Consider the following 18,066-nt stretch of genomic DNA (forward strand, 5'->3'; position numbering starts at 1 on the left):
CCGTAAGCCTCTCGGTTCACTCGATGAGGGACGGGAGTTGTCCACAGAGGTGGATTTCTCCACAGAACACCAGGCCTCACTGGTTCACGACCCCGAAGCCATGGGAGGCTCTGTTCATTGCGAGCCTGAAGTCGAGGAGAGTGAATCCTTGCGGTCCAACGCCAACATCGCGGGACCGATGACCGATCCGGTCCCCGGTCCCCGTACCGAGTCTTTTGGGGAGGATGTTTCACGTGAAACACCGCCCCCGATGGACGACACCCCGATCGGTCGTGCTGCCCAACTCGCTGTGGAGGCTCTGGGCCGCGCCGGCGAGGGCCTGCCACGTCCTGAGCAGACCCGTGTGATCGTCGTCGCCAACCAGAAGGGCGGGGTGGGCAAGACGACGACGACCGTCAACCTTGCCGCTTCCCTGGCCCTGCACGGTGGCCGGGTCCTGGTGGTCGACCTCGACCCCCAGGGCAACGCGTCCACCGCCCTAGGAATCGACCACCACGCCGAGGTTCCGTCCATCTATGACGTGTTGGTCGACAGTCGCCCGCTCGCGGAAGTCGTCCAGCCCGTTCCCGATGTAGAAGGTCTCTTCTGCGCTCCCGCCACGATCGATCTCGCCGGCGCGGAGATCGAGTTGGTGTCCCTGGTGGCACGTGAGAGCCGCCTCCAGCGAGCGATCCAGGCTTACGAGCAGCCGCTGGACTACATCCTCATCGACTGCCCGCCGTCGCTCGGCCTGCTGACGGTCAACGCGATGGTGGCAGGCGCCGAGGTCCTCATCCCGATCCAGTGCGAGTACTACGCGCTGGAAGGCCTGGGGCAGTTGCTGCGCAACGTCGACCTGGTGCGGGGACACCTCAATCCCACCCTGCATGTGTCGACCATTCTGCTCACCATGTACGACGGCCGGACGCGCCTCGCGTCGCAGGTCGCGGAGGAGGTGCGCACCCACTTCGTGGAGGAGGTGCTGCGGACGAGCATTCCCCGCTCGGTCCGTATCTCCGAGGCGCCGAGCTATGGACAGACGGTGCTGACCTACGATCCGGGATCGAGCGGTGCTCTCTCGTACCTTGAGGCAGCACGAGAGCTGGCGCTGAGGGGTGTCGGGGTCAGCTACGACGCGACACACGCCCATATCGGCGCCCAGAACAACGCGAACATGGTGGAGGGCATTCAGTGAGTGAGCGACGGAGGGGGCTGGGCCGCGGTCTTGGTGCACTGATCCCTGCTGCCCCTACGGAGAAGACACCGGCGCAGGCCGCGGTGGGAGGTGGGGGATCCATGTCCCCCGCAACCCTGCCGGTTCTGACGAACGACCGCGGGGTGGCAGCGGCGAAGGTGGCCGCGCTGCTGCCTGTTTCACGTGAAACGGAGGAGATGTCGTCGAACGGCTCCGTGGAGATGCCGGCGCCGCCCGTCGGCGCGCACTTCGCCGAGATTCCCCTCGACCACATCGCGCCGAACCCGCGTCAGCCCCGTGAGGTCTTCGACGAGGACGCGCTGCACGAGCTCATCACCTCCATCAAGGAGGTCGGTCTGCTCCAGCCGGTCGTCGTTCGCCAGCTGGGCCCCGCGCGCTATGAGCTGATCATGGGTGAGCGGCGTTTCCGGGCCTGCCGTGAGGCCGGCCTGGAGGCGATCCCGGCGATCGTGCGGGCCACGGACGACGAGAAGCTTCTCCTGGACGCGCTTCTGGAGAACCTCCACCGGGCCCAGCTGAACCCGCTGGAAGAGGCAGCCGCCTACGATCAGTTGCTGAAGGACTTCAACTGCACGCACGACCAGTTGGCGGACCGCATCGGTCGATCCCGCCCGCAGGTCTCCAACACGCTGCGTCTGCTGAAGCTCTCGCCGGCGGTTCAGCGCCGGGTCGCGGCCGGAGTGCTCTCCGCCGGTCACGCCCGGGCCCTTCTCTCGGTCGATGACTCGGAGGAGCAGGACCGGCTGGCCCACCGCATCGTGGCCGAGGGTCTTTCGGTACGGGCTGTCGAGGAGATCGTGACCCTCATGGGTTCGCGTCCGCAGACGGCTCAGCGTGCCAAGGGGCCGAGGGCCGGCGGCCGGGTCTCCCCGGCACTGACCGACCTCGCGACCCGGCTCTCGGACCGCTTCGAAACCCGGGTGAAGGTCGACCTGGGCCAGAAGAAGGGCAAGATCACCGTCGAGTTCGCCTCCATGGAGGACCTGGAGCGCATCCTCGACTCGCTCGCGCCCGGCGAAGGCCCCGTGCTGCAGAAGGGCCTCGTGGACGGCGACGCCGAGGAATCGGAAGACTGAGCCGCGGCTCGGCCGAGCGCCTGTCGGCCGTGGGACCTGTGAGCGAGCCGTGTCCGGTGTGTACCGGAACACGGCTCGCTCTTTGCTTTCAGGCGCTATCGATGGAATCGCATCGTGGATACGATGCGATGGGGTTGTGGCGCATCCACCTGGCAGTACCTCGGAGCGGGAGGCGGGGGTCATGCGAACGATGAGCCGGACCGGACTGGTGAGCGCCGGGCTGGGCCTGGGCGCGGTCGGCGGCTTCGTCGGCAGCCTGCTCAGGGAACGGAGCGCTCTGACAGCCGCTCGCGACGCCGCGAGCGAAGGAAGCGAGGAACAGCCTTCATGGGGCGTCGGCTCGTACCGCTCACGCTGGACAACCTTCAAGACCTACCCAAGCGCTGTCGGGCGTGTGTCTTCTGGGAGCTGGACCCCGTCAGCGGTGCGGCCGCGGTAAGGGCGGGTAGGCCCGCTCTGGAGAAGGAGTCCTGGATCTCCGCTGTCCTGCTGGACTGGGGGTCGTGCGGCCGGGTCGTCTATGTGGACGACGTTCCCGTGGGGTTTGTGCTCTACGCGCCACCCGCCTACGTTCCCCGTTCGACGGCGTTCCCCACGAGCCCTGTGTCGCCGGACGCCGTGCAGTTGATGACCGCGTTCATCATGCCGGGCTACCAGGGGCAGGGGCTTGGCCGTGTGATGGTCCAGACGGTCGCCAAGGATCTGCTGCGACGGGGCTTCAAAGCGATCGAGGCATTCGGCGACGCACGCTGGAAGGAGCCGGCCTGTGTCCTCCCGGCCGACCATCTGCTGGCGGTGGGCTTCAAGACGATGCGTCCTCATCCCGCTCATCCTCGGATGAGGCTGGAGCTGCGGACCACGCTCTCCTGGAAGGAAGACGTGGAGATGGCGCTCGACCGGCTGCTGGGTGCGGTCCAGAAGGAGCCGGCGCTGCGCCCGCTCTGAAGAGTTCGGTAACGCAATGGGCCAGCCCCTGAGGGCTGGCCCATTCGTGTTTCACGTGAAACATCAGCCGTCGGCGGGACGGCTCAGCGTGTCACTCGGAGATGAAGCTCTCCAGGTCGCGGACGAGCGCGGCCTTCGGCTTGGCACCGACGATGGTCTTGGCGACCTCGCCGTCCTGGTACACGTTCAGCGTCGGGATCGACATGACGCCGTACTTGGCGGCCGTACCCGGGTTCTCGTCGATGTTGAGCTTGACGATCTCGATCTTGTCGCCGTGCTCGGCGGCGATGGCCTCGAGCGAGGGGGCGATCTGGCGGCACGGACCGCACCAGGCGGCCCAGAAGTCCACCAGGACGGGCTTGTCGCTCTTGAGGACGACCTCGTCGAAGTCGGCGTCGGTCACATTCTTCAGGGTGCCGGCCACAGGGGGCTCCTTAATTCTCTGGGCGGTGGGGCGGGAGAGGGTCAGACTGCGGTCTTCTCGGGCTCGGCCTGCTCCTCGTCCGCGAGGCCGGCGAGGTAGCGCTCGGCGTCCAGAGCGGAGGAGCAGCCGGTGCCGGCCGCGGTGATCGCCTGGCGGTAGGTGTGGTCGACCACGTCGCCGGCGGCGAAGACACCCGTCAGGTTCGTCCGGGTGGAGGGCGCGGCGACCTTCAGGTAGCCCTCCTCGTCCAGGTCGAGCTGACCCTTGAAGAGCTCGGTGCGCGGGTCGTGGCCGATCGCGATGAAGAGGCCGGTCACCGGGAGGTCCGAGAGCTCACCCGTCTTGAGGTTGCGCAGCTTCAGCCCGGCCAGCTTCGGGTCGCCCTGGATCTCGGCGACTTCGCTGTCCCAGATGAACTTGATCTTCGGGTCGGCGAAGGCGCGTTCCTGCATCGCCTTGGAGGCGCGCAGGGTCTCCCGGCGGTGGATGATCGTCACGGACTTGGCGAAGCGGGAGAGGAAGGTGGCCTCCTCCATCGCGGTGTCGCCGCCGCCGATCACGGCGATGTCCTGGTCCTTGAAGAAGAAGCCGTCACAGGTGGCACACCAGGAGACACCGCGGCCGGAGAGAGCGTCCTCGTTCGGCAGGCCGAGCTTGCGGTGCTGGGAGCCGGTGGTCACGATGACGGCCTTGGCCCGGTGGATCGTGCCCGCGGTGTCCGTGACGGTCTTGATCTCACCCGTGAGGTCGACGGAGACGATGTCATCGGGGATCAGCTCGGCACCGAAGCGCTCGGCCTGGGCGCGCATGTTGTCCATGAGCTCGGGGCCCATGATGCCGTCCTGGAAGCCGGGGAAGTTCTCCACCTCGGTGGTGTTCATCAGAGCGCCGCCCGCGGTGACGGCGCCTTCGAACACGAGCGGCTTCAGCGACGCGCGCGCGGTGTACAACGCCGCGGTGTAGCCGGCGGGCCCGGAGCCGATGATGATCACGTTACGGACGTCGCTCACGGCTTGTTTCCTCGTCTCTGGACTGCATCGGTTGAGCGGTGGGAGCTACTTGGACTCTCACCCCACCCAACGGATCCTAAGGGGCGTGCATTCCCGGTGTGTCCGGGCACACGGAGGGACCACACCGTAGGGGATGACGGGGAGACACGGCGCAGCAGCGAGACGGGACGTCGGTCGTCAGTGACGCGTGTAGGAGTTCGTCAGCAGGACCTTCGCCGGACTCGACGCCGGATGATCCACACAGGTCTTGTCCATGACGTAGGCGTCGATCCGCGTGCTGTCGGATGTGTCCGGCAGCACGACGAGGAGGGCGTCCTTCCCCTGGTACGTGCCTTCCTCGATGGCGAGCGCCGTGTCGCTGCGGCCGATGCCCTGCTGAACGCAGGAAGGCACCACGGGCTGCCGGAGGATCTTGGTCGACTGGTCACCGGGTGATGCGGTGTCGGATCCTCCTTCGATGCCCAGGCTGTGCGCGCCACGGGAGTCGGCGGCCTTGGCGAGGAGATCGGTGACCTGTCCCTCCAGCCCGCTCGCGGAGAAGGTGTCCGGTCCGGTCGACTGATGAGCCGAAGTGCCCGGCTCCCCGCCGTCCGTGAGGGACGACACCAGGACGGAACCGAGTCCCAGCGCCGCGACGGTGAGGACTGCCCCGAGGACAGCGATCCTGCGGCGGCCGCCCCGCTTACGGTCCTTGCGGCCCGGGCCGGTGGCGGCGTGGGCGCGTCCGGCGGGTCGGTCCGTCGCCGTCGTTGTTTCACGTGAAACAGGGAGCGCGTCGGTCTCGGTCGTGACCGCGTCGACCGACGGCGAGGTGTCCGCGTTCTCCGGCACCGTGGCGTTCAACAGCGCCTCGGCGGCGAGTGCGGCGTCGATACGGTGGGCGACATCGTCCGGCATGCGCGGTGGGCCGGGGAGGGTGCCCAGAAGGCCACGGATCTCCTCGAGGGATGCGTGGACGTCCGCGCAGAGCTCGCAGGTGTCCAGATGCCGACGCACGTCGGCGCTTCGGGAGGGAGCGAGCAGGCCCTCGGTGAGGTCGGAGATCTCCGCGACGTCCGGATGCCCGGTCGTGTCCTTCGTCGAGGTCACGCTCGCCCACCTCCGCCCTTCACAGCAGCTGAATCGCCTGTCCCGGCGTTGCCCGGCCCCTCGTCCCGAGGTTCCGCTGCCGGTGGGACGGATGTCCCCTGCGCCCGGTTCCGTCCTGTGCCGTTTTCTCTGTCGCCGCCGGTGCCGGCCGGTCGCAGATGGGCGAGGAGCGGCAGGAGTCTGGCTCTGCCCCGGGCGCAGCGGCTCTTCACCGTGCCGGTCGGCACGTCGAGCACGCGGGCGGCCTCGGCGACCGGGTAGCCCTGCATGTCCACGAGGACCAGGGCGGCGCGCTGGTCGGGAGGGAGGGTGCCGAGCGCTTCGAGGAGCTGGCGGTGCAGGTCGTTGCGTTCGGCGGGCGCGGACGCCGACTCGTGCGGTTCGAGCAGCTGCTCCAGTCGCTCGGTGTCGTCGACCGGTGAGGTCTTGCGGGAAGCCGCCTTGCGGGCGCGGTCCAGACAGGCATTCACCGTGATGCGGTGCAGCCAGGTCGTGACGGCGGACTGGCCGCGGAAGGTGTGGGCGGCCCGGTAGGCGGACACGAGGGCGTCCTGGACGGCGTCAGCGGCCTCCTCGCGATCTCCCAGCGTGCGCAGGGCCACCGCCCAGAGCCGGTCGCGGTGACGCCGTACGAGCTCACCGAAGGCGTCGGGGTCGCCCGCTACGTGGCGGGTGAGGAGGTCCTGGTCGCTCACTCCGTCATATCCGGGGCCTTCCGCCGCCATCGGACCTCCTCCCCGTGCGGTGAGACGTCAGCCCGTGAACTTCACGTCGGTGATGGCCTGCTTGAAGCCGGAGCCGCTGTACTGGTCGCCCGGCGCGTACGGCGCGGCGGTGATCCATACGAGAACGTACCGCGTCTTCGCCGGTGTCTTGGCGGAGATCTTCAGTTCCTGTCCGGACGTCTTGGCCTCGGCGATCTTCGTCATGGACGAGAGGGGTGCCGACGACGACAGCGAATCGGCCGCGTACAGGCTCACGGCGGTGTAGCCGCCACCGTAGCGAAGCCCTATCGAGGCTGCCGAGACGCTCTGCTCGGAGCCGAGGTCGTAGACGATGCCCACGCCATTCTTGAACGGTGCGAGCACGGGCCCGTCGTCGAAGGAGTACGACCGCCAGTACGTGGAGCTGTCGTTGTCGTACGTCAGCTTCGCGTCGTCGGGGTGCTGGGGCTTGCCGTCCGGGTAGTACTCGGCGGCATCCTCGATCTTGAGCGTCGTGACCGGCTTGGGTGCGGTGCTGTTCTTGTCGCCCTCGTCCGTCGTCTGCGTCTGGTTGGGGTCCTCGGACTGGCCCCGGTCCATCAGGGCGTCCGCCAGCTGCCAGCTGCCCAGGCCGAGTGCGGCGATGAGGAGGGCGGAGACCGCCCACTTCAGCGCCTTGCCGGTGCGGCTCTGCAGCGGGGGCGGCGGGGTCGCCACCTGCTGGGTGACGCCCGGATGCGGCGAGGGACGGCCGTAGGTGCCCTGCTGGTACGTCGTGCGCTGGTACTCGGGCGGGGCGGTGAACGCGGGCTCCGGCGGGCGGATGCGGGGCATCTCGCCGATCGCCTTCACCAGCTCCTCCGGCGTGGTGCAGGCAGCCTCGTGCCGGGAGGCGGTCGCGCCGTCGTTGACGAGGGCGCGCATCGACAGCTCCGACAGGCCCCGGTGGACTCCGGCGCGCACCTGGTCGGGGGCGATCAGACCGATGTCCTTGGGCAGCCCCGAGAGGCCGTAGGCGTCGTTCTCGTAGGGCCAGCGCTGGGTGAGCGCCGCGTACAGCAGGGCGCCGATCGCCTCGGTGTCGGTGCGCTGAGGGGTGTCGGTGGTGACACCGCGCAGGGCGGCGTTCACCGCGAGGCCGCGGATGCGCCACTGGCCCGAGGAGGTGCGCAGAACGGCGTTGGGGTTCAGACGCAGATGCGCCAGGCCTTCGCGGTGGGCGGCGGCCATGGCGGAGGCGATCTGACTCGCCATCTGGTAGGCGTCGTGCGGCTCCAGCGGGCCGGCCGCGAGCAACGCGGTCAGCTCGGTGGCGTCGGGCAGCCACTCATGGACCACGTAGACGAGGTCGTTCTCCTCGACGGCGTCCAGTACTTGGACGAACCGGGGATCTCCGAGCAGGGCGGACGAGCGGGCCGCTGCCAGCACCGAACGGGCCCGGGTGTGGTCCGCGGGCAGGATGTGGACGCCCACGGCACGACGGAGTTTCTCGTCGACCGCACGCCAACTGCTGAAACCGTCCAGACGGGTGACGCACTCTTCGAGGCGATAGCGCCTGGCGAGCTTGTGACCACTGTGCAGTTCCGGCGGTGAGGCCTTCCCGGGACGCTCCGCCCCGCCGCTCCCCTGTGCCTCGTCGCTGTCCGTGTCCTGCTCCCGGTTCTTGACCACCCCGTCGGCCGTGGACTGGTCCGCTTGTGCGGTCAGCGGCTCATCACCGCTGTTGTCTGCCACGTCGACGGCAGCTGTGCTCCGTTCCGCCACCGTCGTTCCTGCCTCCCCATTCAGTGCGCGCCGTCCGGCCTCGTGCGCGCCGTGCGACGCCGAACCCAATTGTGCCCACAGTCCGCCGCTATGCACGACACGCGGCGGCGGACGATGGTTGTGCGCCTACCCCCTGACTCAGCGACCCAGGCGTCCTCGGACCATACCGACGAGCGAATTGAGCTCCTCGATGCGCATGCGGCGGGCGGCGACGAAGAAGACGCCGAGCAACAGGGCCCCGCCGGCCAGCAGCGCGGCGAAGGAACCCAGGACGCCCTGGCCCAGACTGTGGCCGATGCCGTAGCAGGCCGCGCCGCTGATCAGGGCGGCCGGAACGGAGGCGATGCACAGCCGGGCGTAGGTCCGCAGGACATGGGAGCCGTCGAGGTCGCCGCCGAGCCGCTTGCGCAGCCGGTTCCAGGCCACGCCGACGCCGATCGCGTACGCCAGGCCGTAGGAGGCCGCCATGCCGACCACGGCCCAGCGGGCGGGAAGCACGAAGTAACAGAGTGCCGAGGCGCTCGCGTTGACCGCGGCCACGATGACCGTGTTGTAGAAGGGGGTCCGGGTGTCCTCGTAGGCGTAGAAGGCACGCAGGACGACGTACTGCACGGAGTAGGGGATCAGGCCGAGGCCGAAGGCCATCAGCATGAAGCCCATGTTCGTGGCCTCGCTGGTGCCGGAGGAACCGAAGATCAGCGTGCACATCGGGATGCCGAGTGCGAGGAAGCCGAAGGCGATCGGGACGATCGCGACGGCCGTGGTGCGCAGGCCCTGGGAGATGTCGTCGCGGACCGCGCCGGCGTCGCCCTCGGCCGCCGAGCGGGAGATGCGGGGCAGCAGCGCGGCCATCAGGGAGACGGTGATGATGGCCTGCGGCAGTCCCCAGATCAGCTGGGCGTTGGCGTAGGCGGCAAAGCCGGTGCCGTCGACCGGCGAGTCCTCGCCCGCCGACGTGGACAGCTGGGTGACGACGAGCGCGCCGGCCTGGTTGGCCAGGACGAACAGCACGGTCCACTTGGCGAGGGTCGCCGCCTTGCCGAGGCCGTGGCCCTTCCAGTCGAAGCGCAGCCGAAGGCGGAAACCGGTCTCGCGCAGGTACGGGATCATGGCGAGGGCCTGTACGACCAGGCCGAGCAGGATCCCGATGCCGAGGAGCCGCTCCCCCTCCGGCGGGATGGTCGTGACCTTCATGCCGGAGTCGGCGGAGGTGCCATAGACCCAGATGAACATGCCCAGGGTCACGATGATGACGATGTTGTTCAGGACCGGAGTCCACATCATCGCGCCGAACTTGCCGCGCGCGTTGAGGATCTGTCCCATCACCACGTGGACGCCCATGAAGAAGATCGAGGGCAGGAAGTAGCGGACGAACGTGACGCCGACCTCGTTGGCCGCCGGGTTGCTGGCGACCGAGTCGGACAGCAGGCGGATCAGGACGGGCGCCGCGGCGATCGCGGCGACCGTGAGCAGGCCGAGCGCCACCATGACCAGCGTGAGCAGGCGGTTGGCGTACGCCTCGCCGCCGTCCTCGTCCTCCTTCATGGCCCGCACGAGCTGCGGCACGAAGACCGAGTTGAGGCCGCCGCCCACGGTCAGGATGTAGATCATGGTGGGCAGCTGGTAGGCGACCTGGAAGGTGTCGCCGAGCAGACCGACGCCCAGCGCCGAGACGATCAGCGCGGAGCGGACGAAGCCGGTGAGGCGGGACACCATCGTGCCCGCCGCCATGACGGCGCTGGACTTCAGCAGGCCACCGGCGCGTCCGCCCTTCTTGGCAGAGGCGGAGGCGGGGGCGGGAGCGGCGGGGGGCGCGTCCGGCGTGGCGGTGAGGTTCATGGTCTGGTCCGCCGCGGACGACGCAGCCACCGGAGCCTGGTACGCCGGTACCGCTCCCTGCCCGCCCGGAGCGTGCGCCGGGCCGGGTACCGACGGGGAGTCCGCGGAGCGGGCGCCGCCCTGCTGCTGGTCCCGGAAGAGGTGGGCGAAGGCGTCGGGCTGGTGCTGCTCCTCGCTGGAGTGCGTGACCAGGTCGTCCACGCCCACGAACTGCGTCGTACGGGGGTCGTCGCCGTACGGCAGGTACTGGGTGGGGCCCTCCGGCTCGGGCGCCGGGGTCTGGGCCCACACCCGCGGGTCGGGGGCGTACGGGGACTGCGGGGGCCGCCCGTAGAGCGGCTGCTGCGGCTGCTGCATGCCCGGCGGCGGCGGGGGGTGCGCGGCACGGTCGTAGAGCGCCTCGGCGACCGGGTCCTGCGCGGTGAGGTCCTGGGCCCGGTAGGGGTCCTGGTCGTAGGCGTCCTGGAGGTACATGTCCGCCGGGTGCTGCGGCGGCACTTGGCCGTGCTCGGGCGGCGGGCCCTCGGGGTGGCCCGAGCCGCCCGCGGCCTGGCCGCGGTCACCGTCGTACGGCGCGTTCATGGTTACCCCACCTCATCGTCCCGGGCCCACCGGCCACGACTTCCTCAACGGTCCACTCTCTCACCCGTGCCGGACGGGTCGGCGCTTTCCACTGCGGTGTCCGGTGTCTCGTCACTCGGCTGCTCCGGGTCGGCTGCCCCTGCTCGGCCGCCGGACTCTTTCTCGGGACGATTCTCACGGTCCCCGGCGTTCTCCGGGCCGTCGGCGGGCTCGTCCGCCTCGCCGTCCTCGCCTTCGGCACCGTTCTCGCCGTCTTCGTCGGTCTCTTCGGTCTCTTCGGTCTCTTCCGCTTCCCGGGCCGCGGCGCGCTTGCGCTGGGTGTACATCCGGAAGCCGGCCAGCACGAGCAGCAGGACTCCGCCGCCGATGACCAGCATCACCGTGGCCGTGATCTCGGTGACCCGCACGTCGAAGGCGACCTCTTCGCCGTACTTCTGGCCGTCCTCGGTGTACAGCTGGGCGACCACCGTCGTCTGGCCGTTGACCTTGGCGGACGTGGGGAACTTCACCGTCGTGGTGTGCCCGCCGGAGACCGTCACCGGCTGCTCGGCGTAGGCCTCGTCGGAGATCTCGAGACGGGTCGGGTTCTTCGAGGTGAGCCGCAGGACCAGGTGGTCGACGCCCTGCACCAGGTTGTTCTGCACGGTGACCGGGATCGTGGCGCTTCGTCCGGAGAGCTTGGTCTCGGACTTGTCGATCAGCTTGACCTGGCCGGTGAGGGTGTCGAGATAGGCCTGCACACCCTGACGGAACGAGCTCGCTGCGGTGCTCCGGCCCCGCCAGGACGTGGACATCTCACGGTTCATGGCCCGCCCGAAGGGGGTCACCACCCGGGCCTCGTTGGCGAGGATCACCTTGAAGTTGTCGAGTTTGTCCTGCGTGTACGCGATCTGCTCGAAAGCCGACCGGGGCAGCTCCTGCTTGCGCAGCGAGGAGGGGTACGCCGACCTCGACGGCACCTTCGTGGTGGCGCCCGGGTCGGGCTTGGCCTTGGCGGCCGCCGCGAGCTGCTGGGACTGCGACCAGGTACCGCTCTGGAGGGTGCTGACAGCCTCCGCCAGCGACCGTGCCTGGCTCGTGGTCGGCATGCGCTGCGGGGCGACGACGGCGCTGCGCTGCTTGCCCGTCTGCAGGTTCAGGGCCAGGCTCTGCGCGAGAAACTCCTGCACGGCGAGCGTGGAGGTGGAGGCCTTGGTCAGATCGCCCTTGAACGCCGTCGACAGCCGCGCGTCCGCGACCACCGCCGTGGTGCCGCCGCCGATGGGCCGGGCCGCGGAGGGGGTGTAGGTGAGATCGCCGTTCTCCGCCAGGCTGTCGCTGCGCGCGATCACCTTGTCGGCGCCTGCCGAGGTGGCGACCTTGACGATCGACGGGTCGACGGCGCCGTCCACCGGCCAGGCGAAGTCGGTGTTCGGGGTCACATGGAGCACGGTCTCCACGGTGGTGGCGGCCACGTCCGTGGCCGCCTTGAGCTGGCTCAGGGAGCCGGCGACGCCGGTGCCGTTGTGGGCGAGCGAGGCCAGGTCGGGATCGGCGAAGGGCAGCGCCACGACCTCCTTGCCGAGCACCGCCTCCTGGAGATCGTCGAGCCACTGCTTGGCGACCGCCTGGTGGGTGCCGGCCGTGGTGGTGTCCCCGTCGCCCCGGACCCGGTAGCTGCCGGTCATGGCGTCGACGGACGCCAGCAGGTCCGGGTCGATCACCCAGGTGACGTCGAGCTCCTTGCCGAGGCTCAGAAGCTGCTCCAGGCGACCGCCGGGCGAGAGTTCCTTGGCCAGGTCGTCGTTGAGGAAGACCGGCGTCTGCTGCGCGTTGGAACCGGTCTCCGCCGACATGTGGACGGTGGAGACCAGCGGCCACAGCACTGTCGTCCTGGTCGGGGTGTCCGCCTCCTCGGGCTGCCACGGCAGGAAGGTCCGCTGGACGCCCAGCACCTGCTCCCAGGGCTGCGTGGACGTCTCGCCCGCGAGGGAGACACCGAGCGGGTAGACGCCGTCGTCGTCCAGGTCGAGCTTGTCGACCGGGACGGAGATGCTGAAGTGCTGGGACACGCCCGGTGTGAGCTTGGCGAACTCGGTTACGTACTTGCCGCCCACCTCGGAGCCGTCGTTGCCGGAGAGGGCGTCCGCGCGCTTGGCGGCACTGTCGATCGCCGAGCGGGTGGTGAGCGCGGAACCCACTCGCAGACCCACGTGGGCGTCGGTGACCGCCTGCTTGCCGTTGTTGGTGACCGTGCCGGAAACCGTCAGGGTGTCCCCGTCGGTGGGAGCGGCGGGGCTGAGCGAGTCGACGGTGACGGCCACCGTGCCGGCGTCGGAGGCCTCCTTGACGGAGGTCTGGCCGACGGCCTGCGCGGGGGCGGCGGGCAGCTGGAGAAGACCGGCCAGCAGGGGCGCCCCGGCGAGCAGTGCGCCGGTGCGCCGCAGCCACCGGCGGGCAGGTGAGGGAGTCATCCCCGGAAAGTCTGCCGCCTCGGCCACGCGTTCGCCCGTCCCTCGTCGTCGTCAGTGGTCGTCGGAATGTGCGTCCACGCATGGTAACGATGCGCGCTGAGGGGAAGTGCCGCGGACTGCTCCACAAGATCGTGGAAGCCGGTCGGATCGTCCGCTATCTCTTTGTATGAGCGAGAGTGGGCATGTAGGCGTTAAGGGGCCGTCTTGCCCGGCTATCGTGAGTGATGTCCGCTCACCCAAATCGGGGCGCCCCGGGTCGGTCGGGCCACGTACCCTCTTCTGTTGTGCCGAACGCCAACGAAGACAACCTCAGCGTCCTGAGCCAGGTGCAGCACCGCGCGGTCAGTGAACTGCTGCGGGTCGCCCCTGTCGCCGACGATCTCGCCCGCCGTTTCCAGGAGGCCGGGTTCTCTCTCGCCCTGGTCGGCGGCTCGGTCCGGGACGCGCTGCTCGGCCGGCTCGGCAATGATCTGGACTTCACGACGGACGCCCGCCCCGAGGACGTACTGAAGATCGTCCGGCCATGGGCGGACGCCGTGTGGGAGGTCGGGATCGCGTTCGGCACCGTCGGGGTCCAGAAGGACGCCCGCGTCGAAGACGTCGATCGATGCTTCCAGATCGAGGTCACCACCTACCGCTCGGAGGCCTACGACCGCACCTCGCGCAAGCCCGAGGTCTCGTACGGCGACTCCATCGAGCAGGACCTCGTCCGGCGTGACTTCACCGTGAACGCCATGGCCGTGGCGCTTCCCGAGAAGGAGTTCATCGACCCGCACGGTGGCCTCGAGGACCTCGCGGCGCGTGTGCTGCGCACCCCGGGCACGCCGGAGGAGTCCTTCTCGGACGACCCCCTGCGCATGATGCGCGCCGCCCGCTTCGCCGCCCAGCTCGACTTCGAGGTCGACGCCGAGGTCGTCACGGCGATGAAGGAAATGGCCGGCCGTATCGAGATCGTCTCCGCCGAGCGGGTACGGGACGAGCTGAACAAGCTGATCCTTTCCGCGAACCCGCGCAAGGGGCTGTCGCTGCTGGTCGACACCGGCATCGCCGACCATGTGCTGCCCGAGCTGCCCGCCCTGCGGCTGGAGAGCGACGAACACCACCGGCACAAGGACGTCTACGAACACACCTTGATCGTCCTCGAGCAGGCGATCGCCCTGGAGGAGGACGGCCCCGACCTGACTCTGCGGCTGGCCGCGCTGCTCCACGACATCGGCAAGCCGCGCACCCGCCGTTTCGAGAACGACGGCCGTGTCTCGTTCCACCACCACGAGGTGGTCGGAATGAAGATGACGAAGAAGCGCATGACGGCTCTGAAGTACTCCAACGAGCTGGTGAAGGACGTCTCCCGACTGGTCGAACTCCACCTGCGCTTCCACGGGTACGGCACCGGTGAGTGGACGGACTCCGCGGTGCGTCGCTATGTGCGGGACGCGGGACCGCTCCTCGATCGCCTGCACAAGCTGACCCGCTCGGACTGCACGACGCGGAACAAGCGCAGGGCGGCCGCGCTCTCGCGGGCGTACGACGGGCTGGAGGAGCGCATCTCCCAGCTGAAGGAGCGGGAGGAGCTGGACGCGATCCGTCCCGACCTCGACGGCAACCAGATCATGGAGATCCTGGGCGTGGGCCCCGGACCTGCCATCGGCAAGGCGTACAAGCACCTGCTGGAACTGCGCCTGGAGAACGGGCCGATGGAGCACGACGCGGCGGTGACGGCGCTCAAGGAGTGGTGGGCCGAGCAGGGCTGAGTCCGTGAAACGGGGTCATGTTTCACGTGAAACATGACCCCGGCGACCTGGGCAGGCGCACATGCGAAGGGGCGGTGTTTCACGTGAAACACCGCCCCTCTCAGCAACTGCCTTACTTCGAGTAGTCCTTCAGGCAGAGCAGGAAGTTACTGCCGTCACCGGTCTCGGTGTACGAGTACTGGAAGTCCTTGGCCTTCTCCTCGCACTTGCTGTCGGCCGTGAGCGCGGTGTACGTGCCCTTGACCTTCGCCAGCACGATGTACTGCGCCTGCGAGGAGTCGCACTTGACGACCTCGAGGTCGGGGTTGTCGTCGCTGCTGCTGCCGCGGTGCATGCAGTCGCCGACCGCCGCCGTGTTGGCGTCGTCCTGGCTGGATATGTAGGCGCCGATGCCCACGCCGATGACAGCGAGAACGATGACGACGTTCTTGATCAGCTTGAAGCTGACCTTGCGGCGGGGCTGCTCCGGCGGGACCGCACCGTACGGAGCGGCACCCGGCTGCGGGTAGCCGGGCTGCGGCGGGTACGGCGCCTGGCCCTGAGGCTGGCCCTGGGGCTGGCCGTAGGGCTGCTGGCCCTGCTGCGCGAACGGGTTCTGGCCCTGAGGAGGTGGAGTCGACACTTGGAGGTCCCCCTAGAAAACTTTAGACGTGTGGCGCGAAATCACTCGCGAAGTAAGACTCACGTAAGTTACCGGCCCCCACTGACAACCCCGTAGCCGGAGGGGAGTCTGTGTCATTGATGTGACACTTAGCGGCGTTCAAAGCGGGCCATAGTGGCAGCAATTGCTCCGTAGATAACGGCGACCGTGACCACCAATGCGGTGGAACGTCCGTCAGGGGGCAGCATCAGTGCGGCGACGGCCGCGGCGCCGACAAAAGCGACGTTGAACGCGACGTCGTAGAGAGAGAAGATCCGGCCGCGGAAGCCGTCCAACACGGACGACTGGACGATGGTGTCGGTGGCGATCTTCGCGCCCTGGGTGACCAGCCCCAGCACGAAGGCCGCGGCGAACGTGGTGACCTGGGTGAACGGCAGCATGAGGGCGAGCACCAGGACCGCGGCGGCCGCGGAGCAGACGACGATCCAGCGGGCCGGGCCCAGTCGTCCCGCAGCCGACGGGGTGACCACCGCGGCGACGAAGAAGCCCACGCCCGAGACTCCTACCGCCAGTCCCAGCAGAGCCAGCCCGTCGTCCGGGTCGGACGACCAGGCGTACCGGCACAGCATCAGCACCATGACGGTCAGGGCGCCGTAGCAGAACCGCATCAGGGAGATCGAGCCGAGCGCCCGGGCGGCCTCCCTGCGCTTCGGCTCGGCCAGGTGACGCAGGCCCGCCGAAAGGCCGCGGGCGGTGCCTCTGAGCGCGTTCGTCAGCCGGGGCTGGACCAGATCACGGTCGGGTCCGAGCAGATCCGCGGCCATGGCCAGAGAGGCGAGCGCGGCGGACAGGTACAGCGCGCAGCCCAGCAGCACCACGGCGGCGTCGGAGTCCGCCACCACCAGCCGGACGACGAAGGCGAGACCGCCGCCCGCGACCGCGGCCAGCGTGCCGGCCGTCGGGGAGAGGGAGTTGGCCATCACCAGGCGCTCGTCGTCGACGACGCGCGGCAGGGCCGCCGAAAGGCCGGCGAGGACGAAGCGGTTGACCGCGGTGACGCAGAGCGCGGAGACATAGAAGAGCCAGTCGGGGACATGGCCGATCATCAGGACGGCCGTCACGGAGGCCAGCAGGGCGCGCAGCAGGTTGCCGTAGAGGAAGACCTGCCGGCGGCGCCAGCGGTCCAACAGGACACCGGCGAAGGGGCCGATGAGGGAGTACGGCAGCAGCAGGACCGCCATGGCGGAGGCGATCGCGCCGGCGGAGGTCTGTTTCTCCGGGGAGAAGACGACATAGGTGGCGAGCGCGACCTGGTAGACGCCGTCCGCGCACTGGGAGAGCAGCCGCACCGTGAGCAGTCGCCGGAAGTTCCCGAAGCGCAGGAGGACGCGCAGATCACGGACGACGGCCATGGGGCCCAGCCTCACATACGGGGAGGGTCCCCGGGTCGCATGACCCGGGGACCCTTCTCAGCCCTGGCAGGAGCGAATTTTCCGTGCGTGTCGAGTTAGCGCTCGACCTCGCCGCGGATGAACTTCTCGACGTTCGCGTAGGCCTCGTCGTCGAAGTACTGGACCGGCGGGGACTTCATGAAGTACGAGGACGCCGACAGGATCGGGCCGCCGATGCCGCGGTCCTTGGCGATCTTCGCGGCGCGCAGGGCGTCGATGATGACACCCGCGGAGTTCGGGGAGTCCCAGACCTCGAGCTTGTACTCCAGGTTCAGCGGGACGTCGCCGAACGCGCGGCCCTCGAGGCGGACGTACGCCCACTTGCGGTCGTCCAGCCAGGCCACGTAGTCCGAGGGACCGATGTGGACGTTCTTCTCGCCCAGGTCGCGGTCGGGGATCTGCGAGGTGACGGCCTGCGTCTTCGAGATCTTCTTGGACTCGAGGCGGTCGCGCTCCAGCATGTTCTTGAAGTCCATGTTGCCGCCGACGTTGAGCTGCATGGTGCGCTCGAGCCGGACACCGCGGTCCTCGAACAGCTTCGCCATCACACGGTGCGTGATGGTGGCGCCGACCTGGGACTTGATGTCGTCACCGACGATCGGGACGCCCGCCTCGGTGAACTTGTCCGCCCACTCCTTGGTGCCGGCGATGAAGACCGGAAGAGCGTTGACGAACGCGACCTTGGCGTCGATGGCGGCCTGGGCGTAGAACTTCGCCGCGGCCTCGGAACCGACGGGCAGGTAGCAGACGAGAACGTCGACCTGGCGGTCCTTGAGGATCTGGACGATGTCGACCGGGGCCTCGTCGGACTCCTCGATGGTCTCGCGGTAGTACTTACCGAGACCGTCCAGGGTGTGGCCGCGCTGGACCGTGACGCCCTTGTTCGGGACGTCGCAGATCTTGATGGTGTTGTTCTCGCTGGCACCGATGGCGTCCGAGAGGTCGAGGCCGACCTTCTTCGCGTCGACGTCGAAGGCGGCGACGAACTCGACGTCACCGACGTGGTAGTCGCCGAACTGCACGTGCATCAGACCCGGGACCTTGGACGCCGGGTCGGCGTCCTTGTAGTACTCGACGCCCTGCACCAGCGAGGCGGCGCAGTTGCCTACGCCGACGATGGCTACGCGAACCGAACCCATTCCGGTTGCTCCCTGTGTGTACGAGTGAGGCCCTGAATGGGCG

The 18,066-nt window shown here is 68.8% G+C and carries 14 protein-coding genes; 4 read left to right on the forward strand and 10 right to left on the reverse strand.

Annotated elements, in window-relative coordinates:
• Nucleotides 1-100 precede the first annotated feature (100 nt).
• The 3 genes from OG933_RS22365 to OG933_RS22375 all read left to right on the forward strand — a co-directional run bounded on the left by OG933_RS22365 (nucleotide 101) and on the right by OG933_RS22375 (nucleotide 3,216).
• Nucleotides 101-1,174, forward strand: a complete 1,074-nt coding sequence (locus tag OG933_RS22365; protein ID WP_385664197.1) for an AAA family ATPase — start codon at nucleotides 101-103, stop codon at nucleotides 1,172-1,174.
• Entirely contained in the window at nucleotides 1,171-2,271 is a 1,101-nt protein-coding gene (locus OG933_RS22370) for a ParB/RepB/Spo0J family partition protein (RefSeq protein WP_362524398.1), read from the forward strand. Before OG933_RS22365 ends, OG933_RS22370 begins: the two co-directional genes overlap by 4 nt.
• A 327-nt stretch (nucleotides 2,272-2,598) precedes the next feature.
• The gene (locus tag OG933_RS22375) at nucleotides 2,599-3,216 is read left to right on the forward strand and encodes a GNAT family N-acetyltransferase (protein ID WP_362524395.1); all 618 of its coding nucleotides are present in this window, start codon (nucleotides 2,599-2,601) and stop codon (nucleotides 3,214-3,216) included.
• A gap of 91 nt (nucleotides 3,217-3,307) precedes the next feature.
• Here OG933_RS22375 and trxA read toward each other — a convergent pair whose 3' ends face one another.
• From trxA to OG933_RS22410, 7 genes are all read right to left on the reverse strand, one after another.
• Nucleotides 3,308-3,640, reverse strand: a complete 333-nt coding sequence (gene trxA, locus OG933_RS22380) for a thioredoxin (RefSeq protein ID WP_020130654.1) — start codon at nucleotides 3,638-3,640, stop codon at nucleotides 3,308-3,310.
• Nucleotides 3,641-3,681: 41 nt separating this feature from the next.
• On the reverse strand, nucleotides 3,682-4,650 hold the full coding sequence (gene trxB / locus OG933_RS22385; protein ID WP_054242120.1) for a thioredoxin-disulfide reductase: 969 nt from the start codon (nucleotides 4,648-4,650) through the stop codon (nucleotides 3,682-3,684).
• Between the two features lie 177 nt (nucleotides 4,651-4,827).
• Complete coding sequence (locus tag OG933_RS22390) at nucleotides 4,828-5,739, reverse strand: anti-sigma factor family protein (protein ID WP_405628613.1); 912 nt, start codon at nucleotides 5,737-5,739, stop codon at nucleotides 4,828-4,830.
• Nucleotides 5,736-6,464, reverse strand: a complete 729-nt coding sequence (gene sigM / locus OG933_RS22395; RefSeq protein ID WP_405628615.1) for an RNA polymerase sigma factor SigM — start codon at nucleotides 6,462-6,464, stop codon at nucleotides 5,736-5,738. The genes OG933_RS22390 and sigM overlap by 4 nt, the downstream gene beginning before the upstream one ends.
• 27 nt (nucleotides 6,465-6,491) lie before the next feature.
• Nucleotides 6,492-8,207 (reverse strand): protein kinase family protein, encoded by a 1,716-nt coding sequence (locus OG933_RS22400; RefSeq protein ID WP_362524386.1) that lies wholly within the window; start codon nucleotides 8,205-8,207, stop codon nucleotides 6,492-6,494.
• Between the two features lie 138 nt (nucleotides 8,208-8,345).
• The gene (gene murJ, locus OG933_RS22405) at nucleotides 8,346-10,628 is read right to left on the reverse strand and encodes a murein biosynthesis integral membrane protein MurJ (RefSeq protein ID WP_405628617.1); all 2,283 of its coding nucleotides are present in this window, start codon (nucleotides 10,626-10,628) and stop codon (nucleotides 8,346-8,348) included.
• A gap of 44 nt (nucleotides 10,629-10,672) precedes the next feature.
• Entirely contained in the window at nucleotides 10,673-13,108 is a 2,436-nt protein-coding gene (locus OG933_RS22410) for a DUF6049 family protein (protein WP_405628619.1), read from the reverse strand.
• Between the two features lie 257 nt (nucleotides 13,109-13,365).
• On the opposite strand from OG933_RS22410, the gene OG933_RS22415 reads away from it, so the two are divergent.
• Nucleotides 13,366-14,832, forward strand: coding sequence for a CCA tRNA nucleotidyltransferase (locus OG933_RS22415; protein ID WP_362524379.1), 1,467 nt, complete (start codon nucleotides 13,366-13,368; stop codon nucleotides 14,830-14,832).
• A gap of 112 nt (nucleotides 14,833-14,944) precedes the next feature.
• Here OG933_RS22415 and OG933_RS22420 read toward each other — a convergent pair whose 3' ends face one another.
• The 3 genes from OG933_RS22420 to OG933_RS22430 form a co-directional block, all read right to left on the reverse strand.
• Nucleotides 14,945-15,454 (reverse strand): hypothetical protein, encoded by a 510-nt coding sequence (locus OG933_RS22420; protein WP_362524376.1) that lies wholly within the window; start codon nucleotides 15,452-15,454, stop codon nucleotides 14,945-14,947.
• Nucleotides 15,455-15,582: 128 nt separating this feature from the next.
• Complete coding sequence (locus tag OG933_RS22425) at nucleotides 15,583-16,845, reverse strand: MFS transporter (RefSeq protein ID WP_405628622.1); 1,263 nt, start codon at nucleotides 16,843-16,845, stop codon at nucleotides 15,583-15,585.
• A 95-nt stretch (nucleotides 16,846-16,940) separates the two neighbouring features.
• On the reverse strand, nucleotides 16,941-18,023 hold the full coding sequence (locus OG933_RS22430) for an inositol-3-phosphate synthase (RefSeq protein WP_362524370.1): 1,083 nt from the start codon (nucleotides 18,021-18,023) through the stop codon (nucleotides 16,941-16,943).
• Nucleotides 18,024-18,066 lie beyond the last annotated feature (43 nt).

It is taken from the genome of Streptomyces sp. NBC_00016 (genome assembly GCF_045040885.1).
GTDB lineage: Bacteria > Actinomycetota > Actinomycetes > Streptomycetales > Streptomycetaceae > Streptomyces > Streptomyces coriariae.